17 protein-coding genes are annotated in these 18,905 nt (G+C 64.7%); 11 read left to right on the top strand and 6 right to left on the bottom strand.

The window, feature by feature from the left end:
* The first annotated feature begins 3 nt into the window (after positions 1–3).
* The 9 genes from miaB (at position 4) to B2527_RS06755 (ending at position 9,678) form a co-directional block, all read left to right on the top strand.
* The gene (gene miaB, locus B2527_RS06795) at positions 4–1,485 is read left to right on the top strand and encodes a tRNA (N6-isopentenyl adenosine(37)-C2)-methylthiotransferase MiaB (protein WP_414717024.1); all 1,482 of its coding nucleotides are present in this window, start codon (positions 4–6) and stop codon (positions 1,483–1,485) included.
* Positions 1,486–1,757: 272 nt separating this feature from the next.
* Positions 1,758–2,741 carry a PhoH family protein gene (locus tag B2527_RS06790; protein ID WP_293706788.1) on the top strand — a complete coding sequence of 328 codons (984 nt, stop codon included), beginning with the start codon at positions 1,758–1,760 and terminating at the stop codon, positions 2,739–2,741.
* 38 nt (positions 2,742–2,779) lie between these two features.
* Entirely contained in the window at positions 2,780–3,643 is an 864-nt protein-coding gene (locus B2527_RS06785; RefSeq protein ID WP_293706786.1) for a hypothetical protein, read from the top strand.
* A 56-nt stretch (positions 3,644–3,699) separates the two neighbouring features.
* Positions 3,700–4,185 (top strand): rRNA maturation RNase YbeY, encoded by a 486-nt coding sequence (gene ybeY / locus B2527_RS06780; protein ID WP_293706785.1) that lies wholly within the window; start codon positions 3,700–3,702, stop codon positions 4,183–4,185.
* Positions 4,186–4,531: 346 nt separating this feature from the next.
* Positions 4,532–5,143: a hypothetical protein gene (locus B2527_RS06775; RefSeq protein WP_293706783.1), complete on the top strand. Its 612-nt coding sequence runs from the start codon at positions 4,532–4,534 to the stop codon at positions 5,141–5,143.
* 71 nt (positions 5,144–5,214) lie between these two features.
* A complete protein-coding gene (locus B2527_RS06770) occupies positions 5,215–6,093 on the top strand; it encodes an HlyC/CorC family transporter (protein ID WP_293706781.1) in 879 nt (292 codons plus the stop codon).
* Between the two features lie 38 nt (positions 6,094–6,131).
* Positions 6,132–7,328, top strand: coding sequence for a DUF4105 domain-containing protein (locus B2527_RS06765; protein ID WP_414717023.1), 1,197 nt, complete (start codon positions 6,132–6,134; stop codon positions 7,326–7,328).
* Positions 7,329–7,342: 14 nt separating this feature from the next.
* Complete coding sequence (locus B2527_RS06760) at positions 7,343–8,356, top strand: magnesium and cobalt transport protein CorA (RefSeq protein WP_293706780.1); 1,014 nt, start codon at positions 7,343–7,345, stop codon at positions 8,354–8,356.
* Positions 8,357–8,385: 29 nt separating this feature from the next.
* The gene (locus B2527_RS06755; RefSeq protein ID WP_293706779.1) at positions 8,386–9,678 is read left to right on the top strand and encodes a M24 family metallopeptidase; all 1,293 of its coding nucleotides are present in this window, start codon (positions 8,386–8,388) and stop codon (positions 9,676–9,678) included.
* 332 nt (positions 9,679–10,010) lie between these two features.
* Here the strand turns inward: B2527_RS06755 and B2527_RS06750 are convergent, their stop codons facing one another.
* The 6 genes from B2527_RS06750 to B2527_RS06725 form a co-directional block, all read right to left on the bottom strand.
* Positions 10,011–11,378, bottom strand: a complete 1,368-nt coding sequence (locus tag B2527_RS06750; RefSeq protein ID WP_293706778.1) for an NAD-dependent succinate-semialdehyde dehydrogenase — start codon at positions 11,376–11,378, stop codon at positions 10,011–10,013.
* 191 nt (positions 11,379–11,569) lie between these two features.
* Positions 11,570–12,415, bottom strand: a complete 846-nt coding sequence (locus B2527_RS06745) for an ABC transporter permease subunit (RefSeq protein WP_293706776.1) — start codon at positions 12,413–12,415, stop codon at positions 11,570–11,572.
* Complete coding sequence (locus B2527_RS06740; protein WP_293706775.1) at positions 12,412–13,338, bottom strand: ABC transporter permease subunit; 927 nt, start codon at positions 13,336–13,338, stop codon at positions 12,412–12,414. Before B2527_RS06740 ends, B2527_RS06745 begins: the two co-directional genes overlap by 4 nt.
* Complete coding sequence (locus B2527_RS06735; protein WP_293706774.1) at positions 13,335–14,465, bottom strand: ABC transporter ATP-binding protein; 1,131 nt, start codon at positions 14,463–14,465, stop codon at positions 13,335–13,337. The genes B2527_RS06740 and B2527_RS06735 overlap by 4 nt, the downstream gene beginning before the upstream one ends.
* Positions 14,466–14,804: 339 nt before the next feature.
* The gene (locus B2527_RS06730) at positions 14,805–15,926 is read right to left on the bottom strand and encodes an inorganic phosphate transporter (RefSeq protein WP_293706773.1); all 1,122 of its coding nucleotides are present in this window, start codon (positions 15,924–15,926) and stop codon (positions 14,805–14,807) included.
* A gap of 12 nt (positions 15,927–15,938) precedes the next feature.
* Positions 15,939–16,565 carry a DUF47 domain-containing protein gene (locus B2527_RS06725; RefSeq protein ID WP_132862713.1) on the bottom strand — a complete coding sequence of 209 codons (627 nt, stop codon included), beginning with the start codon at positions 16,563–16,565 and terminating at the stop codon, positions 15,939–15,941.
* Positions 16,566–16,840: 275 nt separating this feature from the next.
* Here B2527_RS06725 and B2527_RS06720 point away from each other — a divergent pair, with 275 nt between their 5' ends.
* Complete coding sequence (locus tag B2527_RS06720) at positions 16,841–18,184, top strand: hemolysin family protein (RefSeq protein ID WP_293706772.1); 1,344 nt, start codon at positions 16,841–16,843, stop codon at positions 18,182–18,184.
* Positions 18,168–18,827: an exopolysaccharide biosynthesis protein gene (locus tag B2527_RS06715; protein WP_293706771.1), complete on the top strand. Its 660-nt coding sequence runs from the start codon at positions 18,168–18,170 to the stop codon at positions 18,825–18,827. Before B2527_RS06720 ends, B2527_RS06715 begins: the two co-directional genes overlap by 17 nt.
* Positions 18,828–18,905 lie beyond the last annotated feature (78 nt).

The following is an 18,905-nucleotide window of genomic DNA, read 5'->3' as shown; positions in this document are numbered from 1 at the left end:
GCCATGCCCGGGACGCCAGCTACCCCCTTGCCGATCACGGCCGGCCCCGCCGCGCCTACTGTTGAAATGACCACACCTGAATTGATTCCCCTGCCCGGCCAGCGGCCGACGGTTGCCGGCGGCGCGCACGGCAAGCCCAGCGATGGCTCGCCATCGCGCGGAAAGCTCTACATCAAGACCCACGGCTGCCAGATGAACGAGTACGACTCGACCAAGATGGCCGACGTACTCGCCGCCGCCGAAGGCCTGGAGCTGACCGACAACCCCGAAGAGGCCGACGTGGTGCTGGTCAACACCTGCTCCATCCGCGAGAAAGCACAGGAAAAGGTATTCAGCCAACTCGGCCGCTGGAAGGCGCTCAAGGCCAATGGCCGTGACGTCATCATCGGTGTTGGCGGCTGCGTCGCCTCGCAGGAAGGCGAAGCCATCGTCAAGCGTGCGCCCTATGTGGACCTGGTGTTCGGCCCGCAGACCCTGCACCGTCTTCCGGAGCTGATCCGCGCCCGCCGCGAGCAGAACAAGCCGCAGGTCGATATCAGTTTCCCCGAGATCGAGAAGTTCGACCGCATGCCCGAGCCGCGTGCCGAGGGCCCGTCGGCCTTCGTCTCGATCATGGAAGGCTGCTCCAAGTACTGCTCGTTCTGCGTGGTGCCCTACACCCGTGGCACCGAGGTCAGCCGCCCGTTCGAGGACGTGGTGGTGGAATGCGCGCAGCTGGCCGAGCAGGGCGTGCGCGAGATCAACCTGCTGGGCCAGAATGTCAACGCCTACCGCGGCCCCTATGGCGACGGCGAGATTGCCGACCTCGGCCTGCTGATCCGCACCCTGGCCGAGATCGACGGGATTGGCCGCATCCGCTTCACCACCTCGCACCCGCTGGAGTTCAGTGACTCGCTGGTGGACGCCTACCGCGACGTGCCGAAACTGGCCAACTACCTGCACCTGCCGGTGCAGGCCGGCAGCGACCGTGTGCTCAGCGCGATGAAGCGCGGCTACACCGCGCTGGAGTTCAAGGCCAAGATCCGCAAGCTGCGCGCGGTACGCCCCGACATCTCGATCAGCTCGGACTTCATCGTCGGCTTCCCCGGCGAGACCGACGCCGACTTCGACAAGACCATGAAGCTGATCGAGGACGTGGGTTTCGACCAGAGCTTCTCCTTCATCTATTCGCGCCGCCCGGGCACCCCCGCCGCCGACCTGGAGGACACCACCAGCGAAGCCGACAAGCATGCACGCCTGTCGCGCCTGCAGGCGCATATCAACGCGCATGCCGCCGGCATCTCGCAGGCAATGGTCGGCAGCGTGCAGTCGGTGCTGGTCGAAGGCCCCTCGCGCAAGGACCCCAACGAGCTCACCGGCAAGACCGAGAACATGCGTTCGGTCAACTTCGCCGGCAGCCCGCGCATGGTCGGCCAGTTCGTCGATGTACTGATCACCGAGGCGCTGAGCAACTCGCTGCGCGGCCGCGTGGTGACCCAGGACTGATCCGTCGCCCCGGGGAGCGCCCGCGCCCCGGGGCTGCCCGCCATGCCAGGACAACCCTCCATGGTCCGGCTGCGCTACACCCACCCGGGCCATGGCAGTTTTTTGACCACCCCAGGTGCAACCCTTGTATTTCAAGGGCTGCGCCACGATATCCACAGCTTCGTCGCCGCCAAATCCACATCCCCTGTGGAGAACTGGCCCCGACCTCCCCCGCAGGCATCCGTCCGGCCGCCGCCGGCCCACGTTGACGCCGCCAACCGAGCTGCCATCACATGACCACCAGCCACCACCACGATTTCACCCTGGAGCCGACCGACAACGAGCGCCTGGCCAATCTCAGTGGCCCGTTCGACGAACACCTGCGCCAGATCGAGCTGAAGCTGGGCGTGGAGATCGCCAACCGCGGTCACATTTTCCGCGTCAGCGGCCCCGGCAAGACCGCCGCCGAGGCGGAAAAGCTGATCAAGGCCCTGTACGCCGAAGCCGCCGATGCCGTGTTCGACAGCCACGCCATCCACCTGCGCCTGAATCAGGCCAACGTTGCCCAGGTGGTTGATCGGGCCTACGAGCCGCAGGAAGTGGCGATCAAGGTCAAGCGCGGCACGGTGCGTGGGCGCGGTGCAAACCAGTCCAAGTACCTGCACCAGATCACCACCCACGACATCAACTTCGGCATCGGCCCGGCCGGCACCGGCAAGACCTTCCTGGCCGTGGCGATGGCGGTGGAGGCCTTGAACGAATCCCGCGTGCAGCGGCTGATCCTGGTGCGGCCGGCAGTGGAAGCCGGCGAGAAGCTGGGTTTCCTGCCCGGCGACCTGACCCAGAAGGTCGACCCCTATCTGCGCCCGCTGTACGACGCCCTGTATGAGATGCTGGGCGTTGAGAAGGTGGCCAAGCTGCTGGAAAAGAACGTCATCGAGATCGCGCCGTTGGCCTATATGCGCGGACGCACGCTCAACGATGCCTTCGTGATCCTGGACGAAGCGCAGAACACCACCATCGAGCAGATGAAGATGTTCCTGACCCGCCTGGGCTTCGGCTCCACCGCCGTGGTCACCGGTGACCTGACCCAGACCGACCTGCCCAAGCACGTCAAATCCGGGCTGCGCGACGCCATCGAGGTATTGCGCGATGTGGACGGGGTCAGCTTCACCTTCTTCGAGGCGCGCGACGTGGTCCGTCACCCGCTGGTGGCGCGCATCGTCAACGCTTACGACCGCCGCGACCTGCAGCAGGTCAAACCCGGCGCCGAGTGAGCTTGGACTGGCACCTCCCGCAAGGCACAGGAGGTGCCATGTTCCGCTCATATCTGCTGCTCGGCTGCATCCTGCTGTTGGCTACCGGCCTGCCGGCACATGCCGCCGGGAAGAAAGCCGCGGCCCGCCCCTACGTCGAGACCAGCTATCTGGTTGCGCCACGCCAGGTGGGTGAGTTCGAACTGGAAGACGCCTCCTTTGATCCGGAACAGAAATATTCCGGTGCAGGCTTCCGCTATGCACTGAAGGATCACCAGGAGATCCGTTTTGACGTGTATGTCTACCCCGCCGGCCGCATGTTCCAGGCGGACGCCGTGGAAGCGGGGATGGCGGCCTTCCGCGAAGACCTGAAACACGCGGTGGCCGCAGGCAGCTACACCCAGCTGCAGGAACTGCAGGACAACGATTTTCCGTTGCAGACAGGCGCCCCCAGGGCCACCCCGGCCAATGACATTGATGCCGCCGTCATCAAGGCACAGGCCGACGCCGGGCAGATCACCGGCCGCAAACTGCAGCTGCGCATGAACCTGCAACCACGCGACTGGCCGATGTATTCCAGTGGCTACCTTTTCTACAAGCAGCTCTATTTCTTCAAGCTGCGTGCCAGCGCCGCACAAGAACGCATCCCGCAAGCCGCATTTGATGCGCTTGCCGACCGCGCGGCGCGGGAATTGATCCCGGCCGTGCAGGTCACCAACATCGGCGACTGCGCCAACGCAACGATCACGCTTTCTCCGGACGCAGCACCGGAAGCCAGCGCAGTGGCGATGATCCAGCAGTTGACCGTGCATCAAGGCCATAACTGCCATGCTTCGGCCAACAAAGCGGGCCTGCCGTCGTCGGACGCGGACAGCGAGAGGGTGCAGATCAGCTACACCGCCGACGAATGGAAGTCGCAGTGAAACGCCTGGCGCGCGATACTGTGCCCTTCCGTACTGCCTGATTGCTGGAACCTGCCATGACCAAGGGCCCTGTCCGCCTTGATGTAGCCATCAGCTACGCCCTGCCCCGCGCCGGCCTGCCGGCGGCGGTGAGCTTCCGTCGCTGGGTCGCTGCCGCGCTCAAGGGCCGCATCCGCGAGGCCGACCTGGCCATCCGTCTGGTCGATGCCAAGGAAGGCCAGTCGCTGAACCGCCATTACCGCGGCAAGGACTACGCCACCAATGTGCTCAGCTTTCCAGCCGACGTACCCGAAGGCCTGCCCAAGGGCGTGAAATTCCCGTTGCTGGGCGACCTGGTGATCTGCGCCCCGGTCGTGGCCCGCGAAGCCAAGGAACAGGACAAGGCCCTGAACGCGCACTACGCCCACCTCACCGTGCATGGCGTGCTGCATCTGCTGGGCTGGGACCATGAGGACGACAAGGAGGCCGAAGCCATGGAGCAGCTGGAGCGCGAGATCCTGGCTGACCTCGGCATCGGCGACCCCTATGCGGGCGAGCGCTGAGCGACACCGGTAGTGCCGAGCCATGCTCGGCAGGGGCGTCCCAAGCAAACCCGCAGTGGCGAAAGCAGCAAAGCCGGCACTGCAACAAAACACCCAGAAGCCAACCCCTCCCCGGCCCTCCTCTGCTGCGCAAGGGAGGGGGCAGAAGGGGAGTGCCGAGCCATGCTCGGCAGGGGCATTCCAGGCAATCCCTGCACGGCGGCGCCAACCACGAAACATGTGCATGTTCCAAGCGGACCAGCAGAGTCTGCAACCAGGGCGGTGTGTCGACTTGCCGCCTGACACTGCCCCAGCCAGCATCTGCGCCGCCGCGATGCCGCTATCATCGGCAACAGAACTTCCGTGAATGAATGCCGTGCGCTCAACCTGCCTGCTCCCACTGTTTCTCGTCGCCATCGGCTCGGCCCACGCCCAGTCCACCATCGATCTGCCCGCCCTGATCGAATGCCGCCAGAGCGTCAGTGAGTTCGCCGCGCTGGCACCGGTCGTCAACGACCCGCTCAAGGCGGTGGCATTGGGCTGGCGACCGCTGCCGCAAGGCAACCTGTTCATGGCCGAGTACCAGCTGAACACGCCCATCACGGTCTTCGGCCATACCTCCGACCATGTCGCCATGGCCGGTGGCACCATCCTCGCCATCCTCGACATGGCCGACCCACGGCCGCTGGCCAAACAGCTGGAGCTGGAGGTGGGCTATGACGCCGATGGCAAATTCATGGCCGGGCGCGAGCTGGTCAGCCGCGATGTCAATGATGCCAAGACCGGCGAAGCCCTGATCGAATCGGTGGTACTGGGCGTGTCCAACGTCAAATCCCACCCCGGCAAGACCCTGGCGGGCTGTACCTACAGCCTGGACCAGCCAGCCGAGGCCGCGCCCGCCCCGGCCAGCCCCGAGGCACCTGCCGATCCCACCCCAGCCGCTCCCAGCATCCAGACCCCTGGCACCGCCGGGACTTGAGCGGACCGCGGCAAACATCCTGCTAGACTTGCCGACAACGCCCGGCACGCCGGGTGCAGTCAAATCAAGAGATGTCTGAAGACGACAGTAGCACCTCGCCGGAGAACGGCGAAAAGAAACGCAGTTGGTTGGAGCGCCTGGGTTCGGCGTTCTCCAACGAACCCCACACCCGCGACGAACTGGTCGCCACCCTGCAGACCGCACAGCAGGACGGCCTGATCGCCGCAGACACCCTGCGGATGATGGAAGGCGCCATTTCGGTGGCCGAGCTGACCGTCGGCGACGTGATGATCCCGCGCTCGCACATGGTGTCGCTGCCGGTGGAGTGTCCTTTCATCGAGCTGATGAAGCAGGTGGTCGAATCCGGCCACTCGCGCTTCCCGGTGCATGGTGAGAACAAGGACGACATCCTCGGCATCCTGCTGGCCAAGGACCTGCTGCGCGGCGTGGTCGCCGACAACAGCCATGCCAGCGTACGCGAGCTGCTGCGCCCGGCGGTGCTGATCCCCGAGTCCAAAAAGCTCAACGTGCTGCTCAAGGAGTTCCGGCTCTCGCGCAACCACATGGCCATCGTGGTCGACGAGTACGGCGGTGTCGCCGGCCTGGTCACCATCGAGGACGTGCTGGAGCAGATCGTCGGCCAGATCGACGATGAGCACGACGAGACCGAGGACCACACCTCGCAGATCGCCATCCTTGCCGACGGCCGCTACGTGGTGGACGCACTCACCACCATCGGCGACTTCAACGAGCGCTTCGGCGCCGGGTTCTCCGATGACGACTACGACACCATCGGCGGACTGGTCACCGAGGCGGTGGGCCACCTTCCGGAAATCGGCGACGAGCTGACCCTGGAGCGCTTCGTGTTCCGCGTGGCCAAGGCCGATGCGCGCCGCGTACAGGCCTTCCACGTCACCATCCTGCCGCCTGAAACCCAGGACGAAGATTGATCACCCTGCGCCTGCCGCGGCTGCTGTCCGCGTTTGCGATGCTGTTCCTGCTGCTGGCCGCCATGGCCAGCAGCGCACAGCCCGCCGCTGCCCCAGCCACGCCCTCCAACCCGCCACCGGCACCGCGCATCGGCGTTGTCACCATGTTGCCGGGCGAAGTGTTCTTTGAGCGTTTCGGCCACGACGCGCTGGTGGTGATGGACCCGGCCAGCGGCCAGGCCACCTCGTACAACTTCGGCTTCTTCGATCCTTCCGAGCCGGACTTCATCGGCAATTTCATGCGTGGCAGGATGATGTATTACCTGGTCGCGCTGCCGCTGGACGAAGACCTCGCCCAATACCGCGATGTGGGCCGTGGCGCCAGCATCCAATGGCTGGACCTGCCGCCGGCACAGGCCAGCGCGCTGGCCGCTGCGCTGGCCGAGCGGGCCAAGCCCGAAAACGCCCGCTACCGCTACGACTACTTCACCGCCAACTGCGCCACCATGGTGCGCGACAGCCTGGACCAGGCCATGGGCGGCGCCTTGCAATCGCAGCTGGCCGGCCGCTCGCGCGGCAATACCTACCGCAGCGAATCGGTGCGACTGGCCTCGCCCTCGCCGTGGATGTGGCTGGGCTTCGACCTGGGCCTGGGCCCGAATGCCGACCAGCCGCTGTCGCGCTGGCAGGAGGCCTTCGTGCCGATGCGTCTGGCCGACAGCCTGCGCGAAGCCCGCAACAGCGAAGGCCGGCCGTTGGTGCAGGCTGAACAGGAATTGCTGCCGCAGCGCCTGCCGCCCGAGCCAAAGGAAAAGCAGCGTTCCTGGTGGCCGTGGCTGCTGGTTGGCCTGGCGGTCGGCGCCGGGCTGTACGCCGCGCGTCGCAAGCCACGCTTGATCGGTGCCTTCGCACTGCCTTTCTGGCTGTTCTGTGGCGTCGCCGGTGGCCTGCTCACCTTCCTGTGGGGCTTCAGTGAACATCAGGCTGCATGGGCCAACCGCAACCTGCTGCTGCTCAGTCCGTTGGCACTGTTGCTGATCCCCGGCGCATGGAGCCTGCTGCGCGGGCGCCACCCACGCGCCGGGTTCCGGCTCGTTCTATGGCTGATGACCGGCATAGCGCTGCTGGCGCTGCCGCTGCATTGGCTGTCGTTGCAAGCGCAGTTCAACATGCAGTGGATCGTGCTGCTGCTGCCCATCCATGTCGCACTGGCGCTGATCCTTGGGCGCCGCAGCTTGGCGTCGACGGCCAGCTGAGGCACGATGCCGGGATGACAACCGGCATCACTCCCACTCCCGTACAGGCCAACCCGGCCTGCGTGATCAACTGCACCTGGTACGGTGCCGACGGCAGCCAGCGCGCCCTGGACCTGGACAGCATCAGCGATGTACTGGCCGATGATGCCAAGGGTTTTGTCTGGGTTGGCCTGTATGAGCCCAGCGACGCGGTGCTGGACAAGGTGCAGGAAGAATTCAACCTGCATCCGCTGGCCATCGAAGACACCCGCAAGGCGCATCAGCGGCCCAAGATCGAAACCTACGGCAACTCCTTGTTCGTGGTGGTGCACACCGCGCAGGTGGTGGATGAGCGCATCCGCTACGGCGAAACCCATGCCTTCCTCGGCCCGCGCTTCCTGGTGACGGTGCGCCATGGCGCCTCGCTGTCGTATGCGCCGGTGCGCGCACGGCTGGAGCAGGAGCCGGAACTTCTGGCGATGGGCCCTTCGTTCTGCCTGTATTCGGTACTTGATGCCGTGGTCGATCACTACCTGCCGATCACCGACAGCTTCCGCGACACCCTGGACGTGCTGGAGAAGGACATCTTCGCCGACAGTTACAAGCGGCGCACGGTGATCCGCCTGTATGAACTCAAGCGCGAGCTCAACAAGATGCGCCTGGCCGTCGCCCCCCTGCAGGATGCGCTGGCCCAGCTGCAACGCAACCAGGCGCAGCTGATCAACGAAGAAGTGCGGCTCTACCTGCGCGACGTGCAAGACCACGCCGCGCGCGTCAACGATGCCATCGACACCCTGCGCGAAATGCTGGGCACCGCGCTGAGCGTGAACCTGTCGCTGGTGACCCTGGCACAAGGCGAGACGGTCAAGCAGCTCGGCGCCTGGGCAGCCCTGCTGGCCGCGCCCACTTTGGTCACCAGCTGGTACGGCATGAACTTCGCGCATATGCCGGAGTTGGCCGGGCGCTTCGCCTATCCCGTGCTGATGCTCGGGGTCGGCGTGATCTGCGTGGTGCTGTATCGCCTGTTCAAACGTTCCGGCTGGCTCTGAGCCCGCACGTATTCTTCGAGAGATCCTTCATGCCGCACGATCAGTCCATTCCCGCCCGCCGCCGCTTCCTGCGCGGCACGCTCATTGCCGGTGCCGCGGCACTGCCGCTGCCGCAGCTGGCAACAGCAAAAGCGCCTGCCAGCGACAGCGATGCCCTGCCAGAGTCAATGCGCAGCCTGACTTCGGTGGCCGACCAGGTGGTTCCGATCGGCAATGGCGAGCGCAGCGCCCGCGTGGCCAAGGCCCAGCGGCTGATGGCCGACCACGGCATCGATGCGATCTTCATCGGCGCCGGCAGCTCACTGACCTACTTCACCGGCATGCATTGGTGGGACAGCGAGCGCCTCACCGGCGTGATCATTCCGCGCAAGGGCGAGCCGGTCTACGTCACCCCCGAATTCGAACGCGTGCGTACGCTGGAGCAGATCAAGCTCGGCAACGATGTGCGTGGCTGGCAGGAAGACGAAGACCCCTACGCCCTGGTCGCCAGGGTACTACGTGACATGGGCCATGCCACCGGCACGCTGGGCATGGAAGAAGCCGTGCCCTACTTCCGTGCCAAGGGCATTGCCGATGCCTTGCCGCAGGCCAGGGTGGTGCCGGCCTGGCCGGTGGTAGCGGGCTGCCGCCGGGTCAAGAGCCCGGCCGAGCTGGCCCTGATGAAGCTGGCCAACCAGACCACCCTGGCCGTCTACGAGGCAGTGTGGAAGGCGCTCAAGCCGGGCATGACCGAACAGGACATCAGCGGCCTGCTGGCGATGGCCTATGCCCGCACCGGCCTGAAGGGCGATGCCAGCGTCAACGTCGGCAAGTACACCGCCTCCCCGCACGGTTCGGACCAGCCGCAGCACCTGGTCGAAGGCACGCCGATCATCTTCGATGGCGGCTGCCGCGCCGGCGGCTATACCAGCGACATCACCCGCACCGTGGTGCTGGGCCAACCCGATGACGAGATCCGCAAGGTATTCGACATCGTGTTGAAGGCGCAGACGGCGGCATTGAACACCGCACGCCCGGGCGTGGCGATGGGCGAGGTGGATGCGGCCGCCCGCAAGGTGATCAGCGATGCCGGTTATGGCCCGGACTACCGCTATTTCAGCCACCGCCTCGGCCATGGTATCGGCATCGACATGCACGAATGGGATTATCTGGTACGTGGCAACCGCCACCTGCTGGAAGCCGGCATGACCTTCAGCGACGAGCCGGGCATCTACATCCCGGATCGTTTCGGCGTACGCCTGGAAGACATTCTCTACGTCACCGGAGACGGTGCTGCATTGATGACGCCGCAGAGCAAATCCATCGATCAGCCGTTTGGCTGATGGCAGCTGTGCCGCCGCTTTTTCTAAAGCGGCACTGGGTGGCCTCGAGCCATAAGCCGCGAAGCCACCGCAAAATCAGAAGCTGCAAAACCCACCCCCTCCCCAACCCTCCCCTTGGCCTTCAGCCAGAAGGGAGGGAGCTGAATCCGTAGTGCCGAGCCATGCTCGGCAGGGGCTTTACCAGCAGCCCATGTGGGAGCGGCGTAAGCCGCGAAGCCAGTACGGCCCGAAACCCTTCAAGCGCCCGCAATCCGACTCACTGCAAGTGCAGGTTTTCGTGGCGCGTATGGATTGCCAGCTTGGCGGCTCACGCCGCTCGTACGGGCTCACCATCAGGCCACATAGACCGTCTTGATGTTCATGAACTCATGGATGCCGTGGTCGGCCAGTTCGCGGCCAAAGCCCGAGCGCTTGGTGCCACCGAACGGCAGGCGGGCATCGCTTTTCACCACCGAGTTGACGAAGGCCGCACCGCACTCCAGCTGCAGGGCCACCTGCTCACCGTGTGCCGCATCGGCGGTCCACACGCTGCCGCCCAGGCCGAAGCTGGTGTCGTTGGCCACGCGTATGGCCTCGGCATCATCCTTGACCCGGATGATCGCAGCCACCGGCCCGAACAGCTCCTCGTCATACGCCGGCATACCCTGCCCGACATTGTCGAGGATCGTCGTCTGGTAGCCCGCAGTGCTGCCAGCTACCGGTGCCCCCCCCAGCAGCACCTTCGCGCCCTTGTCGACGCTGGCGCGCACCTGCTTGTGCAGCTCATCGCGCAGGTCCGCGCGCGCCATCGGCGCGAGCGTGCTTGCCTCATCCTGCGGATCGCCATACACGCGCGCCTGCGCGCCTTCGATGTACCGTTGCACGAACGCATCGGCAATCGCCTCGACCAGGATGAAACGCTTGGCGGCGATGCAGGTCTGGCCCGCATTGTCGAAACGCGACGTCACCGCGGCTGCCACCGCCACGTCCAGATCCGCATCGGCCAGCACCACGAAGGCGTCGCTGCCGCCCAGCTCCATCACGCACTTCTTCAACTGGTCACCCGCGTTGGCCGCAATCGAGCGCCCTGCCCGCTCACTGCCGGTCAGGGTGACCGCCTTGATACGACGATCACGCAGCACATCGGCGGCCTGATCGTTGTCGATATGCAGCACATCGAACACGCCATCGGGAATGCCAGCGTCGACAGCCAGCGCACGCAGCAGATCAGCGCAACCGGGCACATTGCTGGCGTGCTTGAGCACGGCCACATTGCCAGCCATCAAACCCGGCGCGAGGAAGCGGATCACCTGCCAGATCGGAAAATTCCACGGCATCACCGCCATCACGCAACCGATGGGCTGGTAGGTGACGTAGCTGCGCTGCGCCTCGGTGGCGATGGGCTGCGGCTTGAGATAATCGGCGGCGTGGTCGGCGTAGTACTCGCAGGCCGCCGCGCTCTTCTCGATCTCGGCCAGGGCTTCGCGGCGCAGTTTGCCCATCTCGGCGGTCATCGTGCGCTGGATCTCGTCCTTGCGCGCACGCAGAGCGGCGGCGAACCGGCGCAGGTAGTCGCCCCGCTGCGCCAGCGACAACGCTGACCACGGCGGGAACGCAGCTTCGGCAGCCGCCAAACGCTGCTCGATGGCCGCACTGTCCATCAGCTCGACCGTGCGCACGATCTCGCCGTTGAAAGGATTGAAGGTCTGGTACGACGCCATGGGATCACCTGCCTGCTACGAATGCAGGCATGGTAGCGCCGCGAGTGTTGCGCGCAGGTAAAACCCGCCTGCGCTGTAGTGCCGAGCCATGCTCGGCAGAGGCCTTACCGGTAACGTCCCTTGCCGAGCATGGCTCGGCACTACAGATGGGGCGTTGCCGAGCATGGCTCGGCACTACAGGGCCTTGCTGTTCAGCCGTTTTCCTGCAGCGCCAGCTGCATGTCGCGCTGGCGGCGCTTCTCGGCGCGGGCCGAAATCCACCAGCCCAGCACCGCCACCGTCGACACCGCAAGCACCATCAGCGTGGCCAGGGCATTGATCTTGGGGCTGACGCCCATGCGCACCGAGGCGAAGATCTTCATCGGCAAGGTGGTCGAGCTGGGGCCGGCAACGAAGCTGGCAATCACCACATCGTCCAGCGACAGGGTGAAGGCCAGCAGCCAGCCGGACAGCAGCGCCGGGGCGATGATCGGCAAGGTGATCAGGAAGAACACCTTGATCCGGTTCGCGCCCAGGTCCATCGCTGCTTCCTCCAGCGAGCGGTCCAGCTCCTGCAGGCGCGAGGACACCACCACCGTCACGAAGGAAATGGTGAAGGTGACGTGCGCGATCCAGATCGCCACCACGCCCTTGGACGGCAGGCCGAACAGGCCACCCATCGACACCAGCATCAGCAGGATCGACAGGCCGATGATCACTTCCGGCATCACCAGTGGTGCGGTCACCAGGGCGCCGAAGATGGTTTTGCTGGGGAAACGCTTGAAGCGGGTCATCGCCATCGCCGCCATGGTGCCGATCACCATCGCCGCGCTCGCGGTCCAGAACGCGATCTTGATGCTGATCCACGCCGCCTGCAGCAGTTGGCGGTCACGGAACAGCTCGCCGTACCACTGCGTCGAGAAACCCGCCCACACCGTCGCCAGACGCGAGGAGTTGAACGAATACACCATCAACAACAGGATCGGCAGGTACAGGAACGCAAAGCCGAGCAGCAGGATGCTCCAACCCAACCAGGAACTACGCCGGGTCATGCTCATGCCAGCTTCCCTTCCAGCTCACGCTGCTGGGACCGGTTGAAGATGATGATGGGGATCAGCAGCAGGATCAGCATCACGATCGCCACCGCCGAGGCCAGCGGCCAGTCGCGGTTGTTGAAGAACTCGCCCCACAGCACGCGCCCGATCATCAGCGTATCCGGGCCACCCAGCATTTCCGGGATCACGAATTCACCCACCGCCGGGATCATCACCAGCATGCAGCCGGCGATGATGCCGCTGCGCGACAGCGGCAAGGTGATGCGCAGGAAGGCCTGCCAGGGCTTGGCGCCGAGGTCGTAGGCGGCCTCCAGCAGGCGATGGTCGAGCTTGACTAGATTGGCGTACAGCGGCAGCACCATGAACGGCAGGTAGCAATAGACGATGCCGATATAGGCCGCCACCGGGGTATAGAGGATGCGCAGCGGTTCGTCGATCAGACCCATGCTCATCAGCGTGCGGTTGATCAGGCCATTGCTGTCGAGGATGCCGATCCAGGCATAGACGCGGATCAGGAACGAGGTCCACGACGGCAGCACCACCAGCATCATCGCGATGTTGCGCGCCGACGGCGACATGCGCGAGATCACATAGGCCATCGGGTAGCCGATCAGCAGGGTCAGCAAGGTCGAGATCACCGCGATCTTGATCGAGCTCAGGTAGGCCACCACGTACTGGCTGTCGGTGAACAGCGCGGTGTAGTTGCCCAGGTTGAGATTGACCGTGAACGCGTTGTCCACGTATTCCACGATGGAGGTATACGGCGGCATCGCCACCGCCATCTTGGCGAAGGAGATCTTCAGCACGATCAGGAACGGGATCGCGAAGAACAGCAGCAGCCACAGGTAGGGCACGCCGATCACACCCGCGCGTGCACCCGGCAGCCAACGCCGCCAACCGCTGGTGAGTGGACGGGTCGCGCTCATGAGGTCAGCACCACGCCGTCGTTGTCGTCCCAGGACACCCAGACTTCGTCGTTCCAGGTGATGCCGTCGCTGTCCCAGCGCTTCATGTTGGCGAAGTTGGACAGGATCTTGGCGCCGCTGGGCAGGCGCACGTGATAGACCGAGTGGCTGCCGAAGTAAGCAATGTCCTCGACCACGCCAAACGCCTTGTTGGTTTCGCCCTCGGGCTCTTCCTTGGCGATATGCACCTTCTCCGGGCGCAGCGCGAACGCCACCGGCTGGCCTTCGTAACCGGTGATGCCGTGGCCGACATAGATCGGCGCAGGGAAGTCGGCGGTGCGCACGGTGACGTACTCGGGCAGATCCTCGTCGATCACGCCTTCGAAGGAATTCACCGAGCCGATGAATCCGGCGACGAAGCGGTTGGCCGGTTGCTCGTAGATATCATCCGGCTTGCCGATCTGCTGGATCCAGCCCTGGTCCATCACCGCGATGCGGGTGGCCATGGTCATGGCTTCTTCCTGGTCATGGGTGACCATGACGCAGGTGACGCCCAGCTGCTCGATGATGTTGACCAGCTCCAGCTGCATCTTCGAGCGCAGCTTCTTGTCCAGCGCGCCCATCGGTTCGTCCAGCAACAGCAGCTTGGGGCTCTTGGCCAGCGAGCGGGCCAGGGCCACACGTTGCTGCTGGCCGCCGGACAGCTGGTGCGGCTTGCGCTTGCCCAGCTTCTGCAGCTGCACCAGCTCCAGCATCTCGCCGACGCGGCGGGCGATGGCGTCCTTGGCCATGCCATCCTGCTTGAGGCCGAAGGCGATGTTCTGCTCCACCGTCATGTGCGGGAACAGCGCATAGGACTGGAACATCATGTTGATCGGCCGCTCGTACGGCGGCAGCGCGGTAATCGGCTGGCCGTCGAGCAGGATCGCGCCCTTGGTCGGGGTTTCAAAGCCGGCCAGGCAGCGCAGCAGGGTGGACTTGCCGCTGCCCGAACCGCCCAGCAAGGCGAAGATCTCGCCCTTGCGAACGTCCAGGTTGACGTCATCGACGGCGACAAAGCCATCGAACTCCTTGCGCAGATCGCGAATGGACAGATAGCCGGGCTCGCTGCTGAGGGCGATCGGGTCCGGCTTGGCGTCAACGGGCATGTAGGGGCTCCGGGAACAGGCGATTGGAAAACCGGCGTAGTGTAGCCCCCGTACAGGTCAGGGACACCGCCGATTTTGGCGCTTGGGGCGGGAAGACGCCTTCACATTCCAGCGGTCGGGGGAGCCCGGACAATCCGCGGTTGGCTGCTTCCCCCTCTCCCCAACCCCGCTCCCGCCAGGGGGAGAGGGGCTCAACATCGCGCAAGTTGAAGCACTGTCTGCAATTGCAGCTTCAAAGCCCCTCTCCCCTGGCGGGAGCGGGATTGGGGAGAGGGGGGGGAACTCCCCGCAAAAAAAACCCGCCGTCTCCGGCGGGTTTTCAGTGATCAGCGCGGCACTTCAGTGCCACCCAATCAGCGCGAACAACTTCAGGATCAGGTACGCACAACCACCTGCCGCCGGGATCGTCAGGATCCAGGCCCACAGGATGCGCTCGATCACGCCCAGGCGCAGGGACTTGGGGTTCTTGGCAAAGCCAACGCCCATGATCGCGGTGGAAATGCTGTGGGTGGTCGAAACCGGCATGCCGAAATGGGCGGCCAGGGTCAGGATGGTGGCCGAGCTGGTCTCCGCGGCGAAACCGTGGATCGGGTGCAGCTTGACCATCTTGTGACCCAAGGTCTTGATGATCTTCCAGCCACCGGAAGCGGTACCCGCGGCCATCACCACCGCACAGGTCAGCACGATCCACATGGCGATGCCATCACCGCTGTGCGCATCCGGGTGCATGAAAGCCAGCCAGGACGGCAGGTCGTTCAGCGCACCGGTGGCCTCGGCGCCGATCAGGGTCATGGCGATGATGCCCATGGTCTTCTGCGCGTCATTGTGGCCGTGGGCAAAGCCCATGTAGGCCGCCGAAACGATCTGCGCCTTGCCGAAGAAAGCATTGACCCAGCGCGGACGGGCCAGGCGACCGAGCAGGCCACCCACACGTGCCATGCCGGCAATGATCGCCCACAGCAGGCACATCACCACCACGCCAAGCAGGAAGCCGGCGATCGGCGAGGTGATCATCGGCACGAACACCTTCCACAAAAGGCCCTTGTTCTGCGCCCAGTTGCCGACGTTCTGCGACCAGATCAGCGCGTCCCAGTTGTTGTGCGCCGCAGCCAGGCCGGCACCGCACAAGCCACCGATCAGTGCATGCGAGGACGAGGACGGCAGGCCCTTCCACCAGGTGATCAGGTTCCATACGATGCCGCCAAGCAGCGCGCACAGGATCACCTGCGGGGTCACTTCGACCACGCTGGTGTTGAGCAGGCCATTGGCGATGGTCAGCGCCACGGCAGTGCCGGTGAGCGCGCCGATCAGGTTCATGCCAGCGGCCAGCATCACTGCCCAGCCGGGTGACAGAACCTTGGTTGCCACCACGGTGGCGATTGAGTTGGCGGTGTCGTGGAAGCCGTTGATGAACTCGAAGACGAGCGCGGCCAGGATCACCACCAGGACGAGGGTGAGCATCGAGCGTCCCCGTCAGCTGTTCTTGAGCACGATCTGGTAGACCACCACGCCGGCTTCGCGGCAACGGTCAATGGCCTTTTCCAGGATCTCGAAGAATTCCTTGAGCAGGAACATCTGCAGGTTGTCCAGGCGACCGGAATAGATGTCGCGGTACAACTCCAGCATCAGGCGGTCAGCCTCGTTTTCCAGCGCGCGCAGCTTTTCATTGAGCGCGGTCATGCGGTCCAGGTTCATGTGGCGCAGGTCATTGACCATTTCCACCACCACGCCGGCGGCCTGCTCCAGCATCGCCGCACGCGGGGCGAAATCGATCTGGTCCAGGTGCTGCACAGCCAACGAATAGCGATCGGCGAACTTCTCGATCTGCTTGGGGATCTTGTACAGCGCCGAACCCAGCGCTTCGATGTCCTCGCGTTCGATCGGGGTCATGAAACTGTCAACCAGCGCCTGGCTGATCTTGTCCGATGCCGCGCGCTCGCGCAGGCGGGCAAGTTTGAACGCATCCAGCGCCGGCTGACGATCGGCCTCGCGCATCATTCCATGCAGTGCCTTTGCACTGTCATAAGCGGCCTGCGCGGCCTCGTCGAGGTAGGTATAGAACTGCTTGCCGGAGCCAAAGATGGTCTGCAACGAAAACATGGGGAGCCTATTCGCCGTCGCGGGAGGGACGGCACCAAGGGGAATTATGACGGCTAGATGGCATTCAGGGTATTCCCGGCGTGCTCCCTGAACGAAAAGTGTGAACGTCTCGTTGCCGCCCCCGTGCCCAGGTTTGCTAAGATTCCCCGGCGCCTGCATGGCGCACCCTATGGACGACGACCCTTATCCCCCGCCACAGCGCCGGATCCCGCCCCTGAGCGGCCGCCGCCTCCGCAAGCACCCGCCCTCCCTGTCACCAACCCGGGGAGAGACCCGTGTTTGAGTTTTTCATCGTACTTGCCCTGATCCTGCTCAACGGCTTCTTTGCCATGTCCGAGATGTCGGTCATGACCTCGCGCAAGAGCCGCCTCAAGCAGCAGGCTGCCACCAGCAAACGCGCCGCCCGTGCCCTGGCCCTGTCCGAGAAGCCCGAGAATTTCCTGTCGACGGTGCAGATCGGCATCACCCTGATCGGCATCCTGACCGGTGTTTACGGCGGCGACGCCATTGGCGGCGCCATCGCGGCACAGCTGCAGGCCCTGTTCCCGGCGCTGTCAGCCAACTTCTCGCTGTTTGGCGCGGTCCAGCCCTGGTCGGACTTCCTTGGCAAGACCCTGGCCGTTGCGCTGATCACCTACCTGACACTGATTTTCGGCGAACTGGTGCCCAAGCGCGTTGCCTTGACCCGTTCCGAGGACATTGCCGGCATCGTCGCGGTGCCGATGAGCTGGCTGGCCCGCATTGCCGCCCCTGGCGTCTGGCTGCTGTCGCGCTCCACCCAGCTGGTACTGCGCCTGCTCGGCCTGGGCAAGACCGAATCGGCCTCGGTCAGTGAAGAAGAGATCCGCATGTTGGTGGCCGAAAGCCACGAGCAGGGCGTCATCGACAGCCACGAGCGCGACATGATGAACCGTGTCATGCGCCTGGGTGATCGCACCGCCGACAGTCTTATGACTCCGCGCAACCGCATCGCCTGGCTGGACACCACCAACGATCCGGAGAAGAACCTGCAGGCCATGCGCGACCATGCCTTCTCGCGCTACCCGGTATATCGGGGCAACGACCAGGACATCGCTGGCATCCTCGAGGTCAAGAGCCTGGTCACCCGCCTGAGCGGTGGCAGCCACAACCTGTTCGAGAACCTGCGCGAAACGCTGTATGTGTCCGAATCCACCCATGCGATGAAGCTGCTGGAGATCTTCCGCGAGGAGCACCAGTCGATGGCGCTGGTAGTGGACGAGTACGGTGAGATCCAGGGCCTGGTGACCATCTCCGACCTGATGGGCGCGGTGGTCGGTCGCCTGCAGGCCCCGGAGAACACCGACGATGACGCCCTGGTGGTGACCCGCGCCGATGGCTCGCTGCTGGTGGACGGCTCGCTGCCGGTCGACGACCTGCAGGAGCTTATGAACGGCGCCGAGCTGCCCGATGCCGAGGAAGGCGACTACTACACCCTGGCCGGCATGTGCATGCATTACTTCGGCCGCATCCCACATGCGAGTGAATACTTTGACTGGGCCGGCTGGCGCATCGAGATCGTCGACCTGGACGGTGCCCGCATCGACAAGCTGCTGCTACGCCGCTTGCCGGAAGAAGACGCCGATGACATCACCGGTTGAAACGGGTGACCATGCGGCGCCGGGCAACGGCTACCGCAATGAAGGCATCCGCACCCTGCTGGCGATGTTCGACCACGGCGATCCGGAAGAACACCTGACCCTTGGGCAGATCCTCAAGGGCCTGGAGCAGAGTGCGTTCGGCGTGTTCCTGTTCATCGCCATCCTGCCCTCCTTCATCCCGATCCCGGGCATCGGCGGCGCGGTCAGCGGCCCACTGGTGTTCCTGATCGGCATGCAGTTGCTATGCGGCATCACCCGGCCGTGGCTGCCAGGTTTCATCGCCCGCCGCGGCCCCAAGCGCGGCACCGTCCATCGCTTCCTGAGCAAGATCAGCCGTCCGCTGCAGCGCCTGGACCGGATGTTGAAGCCGCGCCTGCCCGCGCTGATCGGGCCCCTGCCGGCACGCATGCTGACCGGCGCCCTGTTGCTGCTGGTGGGGCTGCTGCTGTCGCTGCCGATCCCCTTCACCAACTACCTGTTCGGCTTCCAGCTACTGCTGTTCGCACTGGCGCTGCTTGAGCGTGACGGTGCGCTGATGTTGTTCAACTGGGTGGCCGCGATCGCTGCCGGCCTGTTCTTCGGCCTGGGCTCGGGCCAACTGATCAACGAAAGCATCGCACTGTTCCAGCGCTGGACCAGCTGAAGATTCAAGGTAGTGCCGAGCCATGCTCGGCAAGGGGCGTCACCAACAAAAACCCTCCCCTTCACCACCTGAGAAAGG

Source organism: Stenotrophomonas sp. UBA7606, assembly GCF_002477705.1.
Classification (GTDB): domain Bacteria; phylum Pseudomonadota; class Gammaproteobacteria; order Xanthomonadales; family Xanthomonadaceae; genus Stenotrophomonas.
Note: the sequence above shows the minus strand (reverse complement) of the source record. Positions and strands in the feature narration are given on the sequence as shown.

Bases quoted from the DNA above. Each gene is read 5' to 3' on its own strand.
- miaB (WP_414717024.1), top strand. From the start codon at position 4: ATGCCCGGGACGCCAGCTACCCCCTTGCCGATCACGGCCGGCCCCGCC.
- B2527_RS06790 (WP_293706788.1), top strand. From the start codon at position 1,758: ATGACCACCAGCCACCACCACGATTTCACCCTGGAGCCGACCGACAAC.
- B2527_RS06785 (WP_293706786.1), top strand. From the start codon at position 2,780: ATGTTCCGCTCATATCTGCTGCTCGGCTGCATCCTGCTGTTGGCTACC.
- ybeY (WP_293706785.1), top strand. From the start codon at position 3,700: ATGACCAAGGGCCCTGTCCGCCTTGATGTAGCCATCAGCTACGCCCTG.
- B2527_RS06775 (WP_293706783.1), top strand. From the start codon at position 4,532: ATGAATGCCGTGCGCTCAACCTGCCTGCTCCCACTGTTTCTCGTCGCC.
- B2527_RS06770 (WP_293706781.1), top strand. From the start codon at position 5,215: ATGTCTGAAGACGACAGTAGCACCTCGCCGGAGAACGGCGAAAAGAAA.
- B2527_RS06765 (WP_414717023.1), top strand. From the start codon at position 6,132: ATGCTGTTCCTGCTGCTGGCCGCCATGGCCAGCAGCGCACAGCCCGCC.
- B2527_RS06760 (WP_293706780.1), top strand. From the start codon at position 7,343: ATGACAACCGGCATCACTCCCACTCCCGTACAGGCCAACCCGGCCTGC.
- B2527_RS06755 (WP_293706779.1), top strand. From the start codon at position 8,386: ATGCCGCACGATCAGTCCATTCCCGCCCGCCGCCGCTTCCTGCGCGGC.
- B2527_RS06750 (WP_293706778.1), bottom strand. From the start codon at position 11,378: ATGGCGTCGTACCAGACCTTCAATCCTTTCAACGGCGAGATCGTGCGC.
- B2527_RS06745 (WP_293706776.1), bottom strand. From the start codon at position 12,415: ATGAGCATGACCCGGCGTAGTTCCTGGTTGGGTTGGAGCATCCTGCTG.
- B2527_RS06740 (WP_293706775.1), bottom strand. From the start codon at position 13,338: ATGAGCGCGACCCGTCCACTCACCAGCGGTTGGCGGCGTTGGCTGCCG.
- B2527_RS06735 (WP_293706774.1), bottom strand. From the start codon at position 14,465: ATGCCCGTTGACGCCAAGCCGGACCCGATCGCCCTCAGCAGCGAGCCC.
- B2527_RS06730 (WP_293706773.1), bottom strand. From the start codon at position 15,926: ATGCTCACCCTCGTCCTGGTGGTGATCCTGGCCGCGCTCGTCTTCGAG.
- B2527_RS06725 (WP_132862713.1), bottom strand. From the start codon at position 16,565: ATGTTTTCGTTGCAGACCATCTTTGGCTCCGGCAAGCAGTTCTATACC.
- B2527_RS06715 (WP_293706771.1), top strand. From the start codon at position 18,168: ATGACATCACCGGTTGAAACGGGTGACCATGCGGCGCCGGGCAACGGC.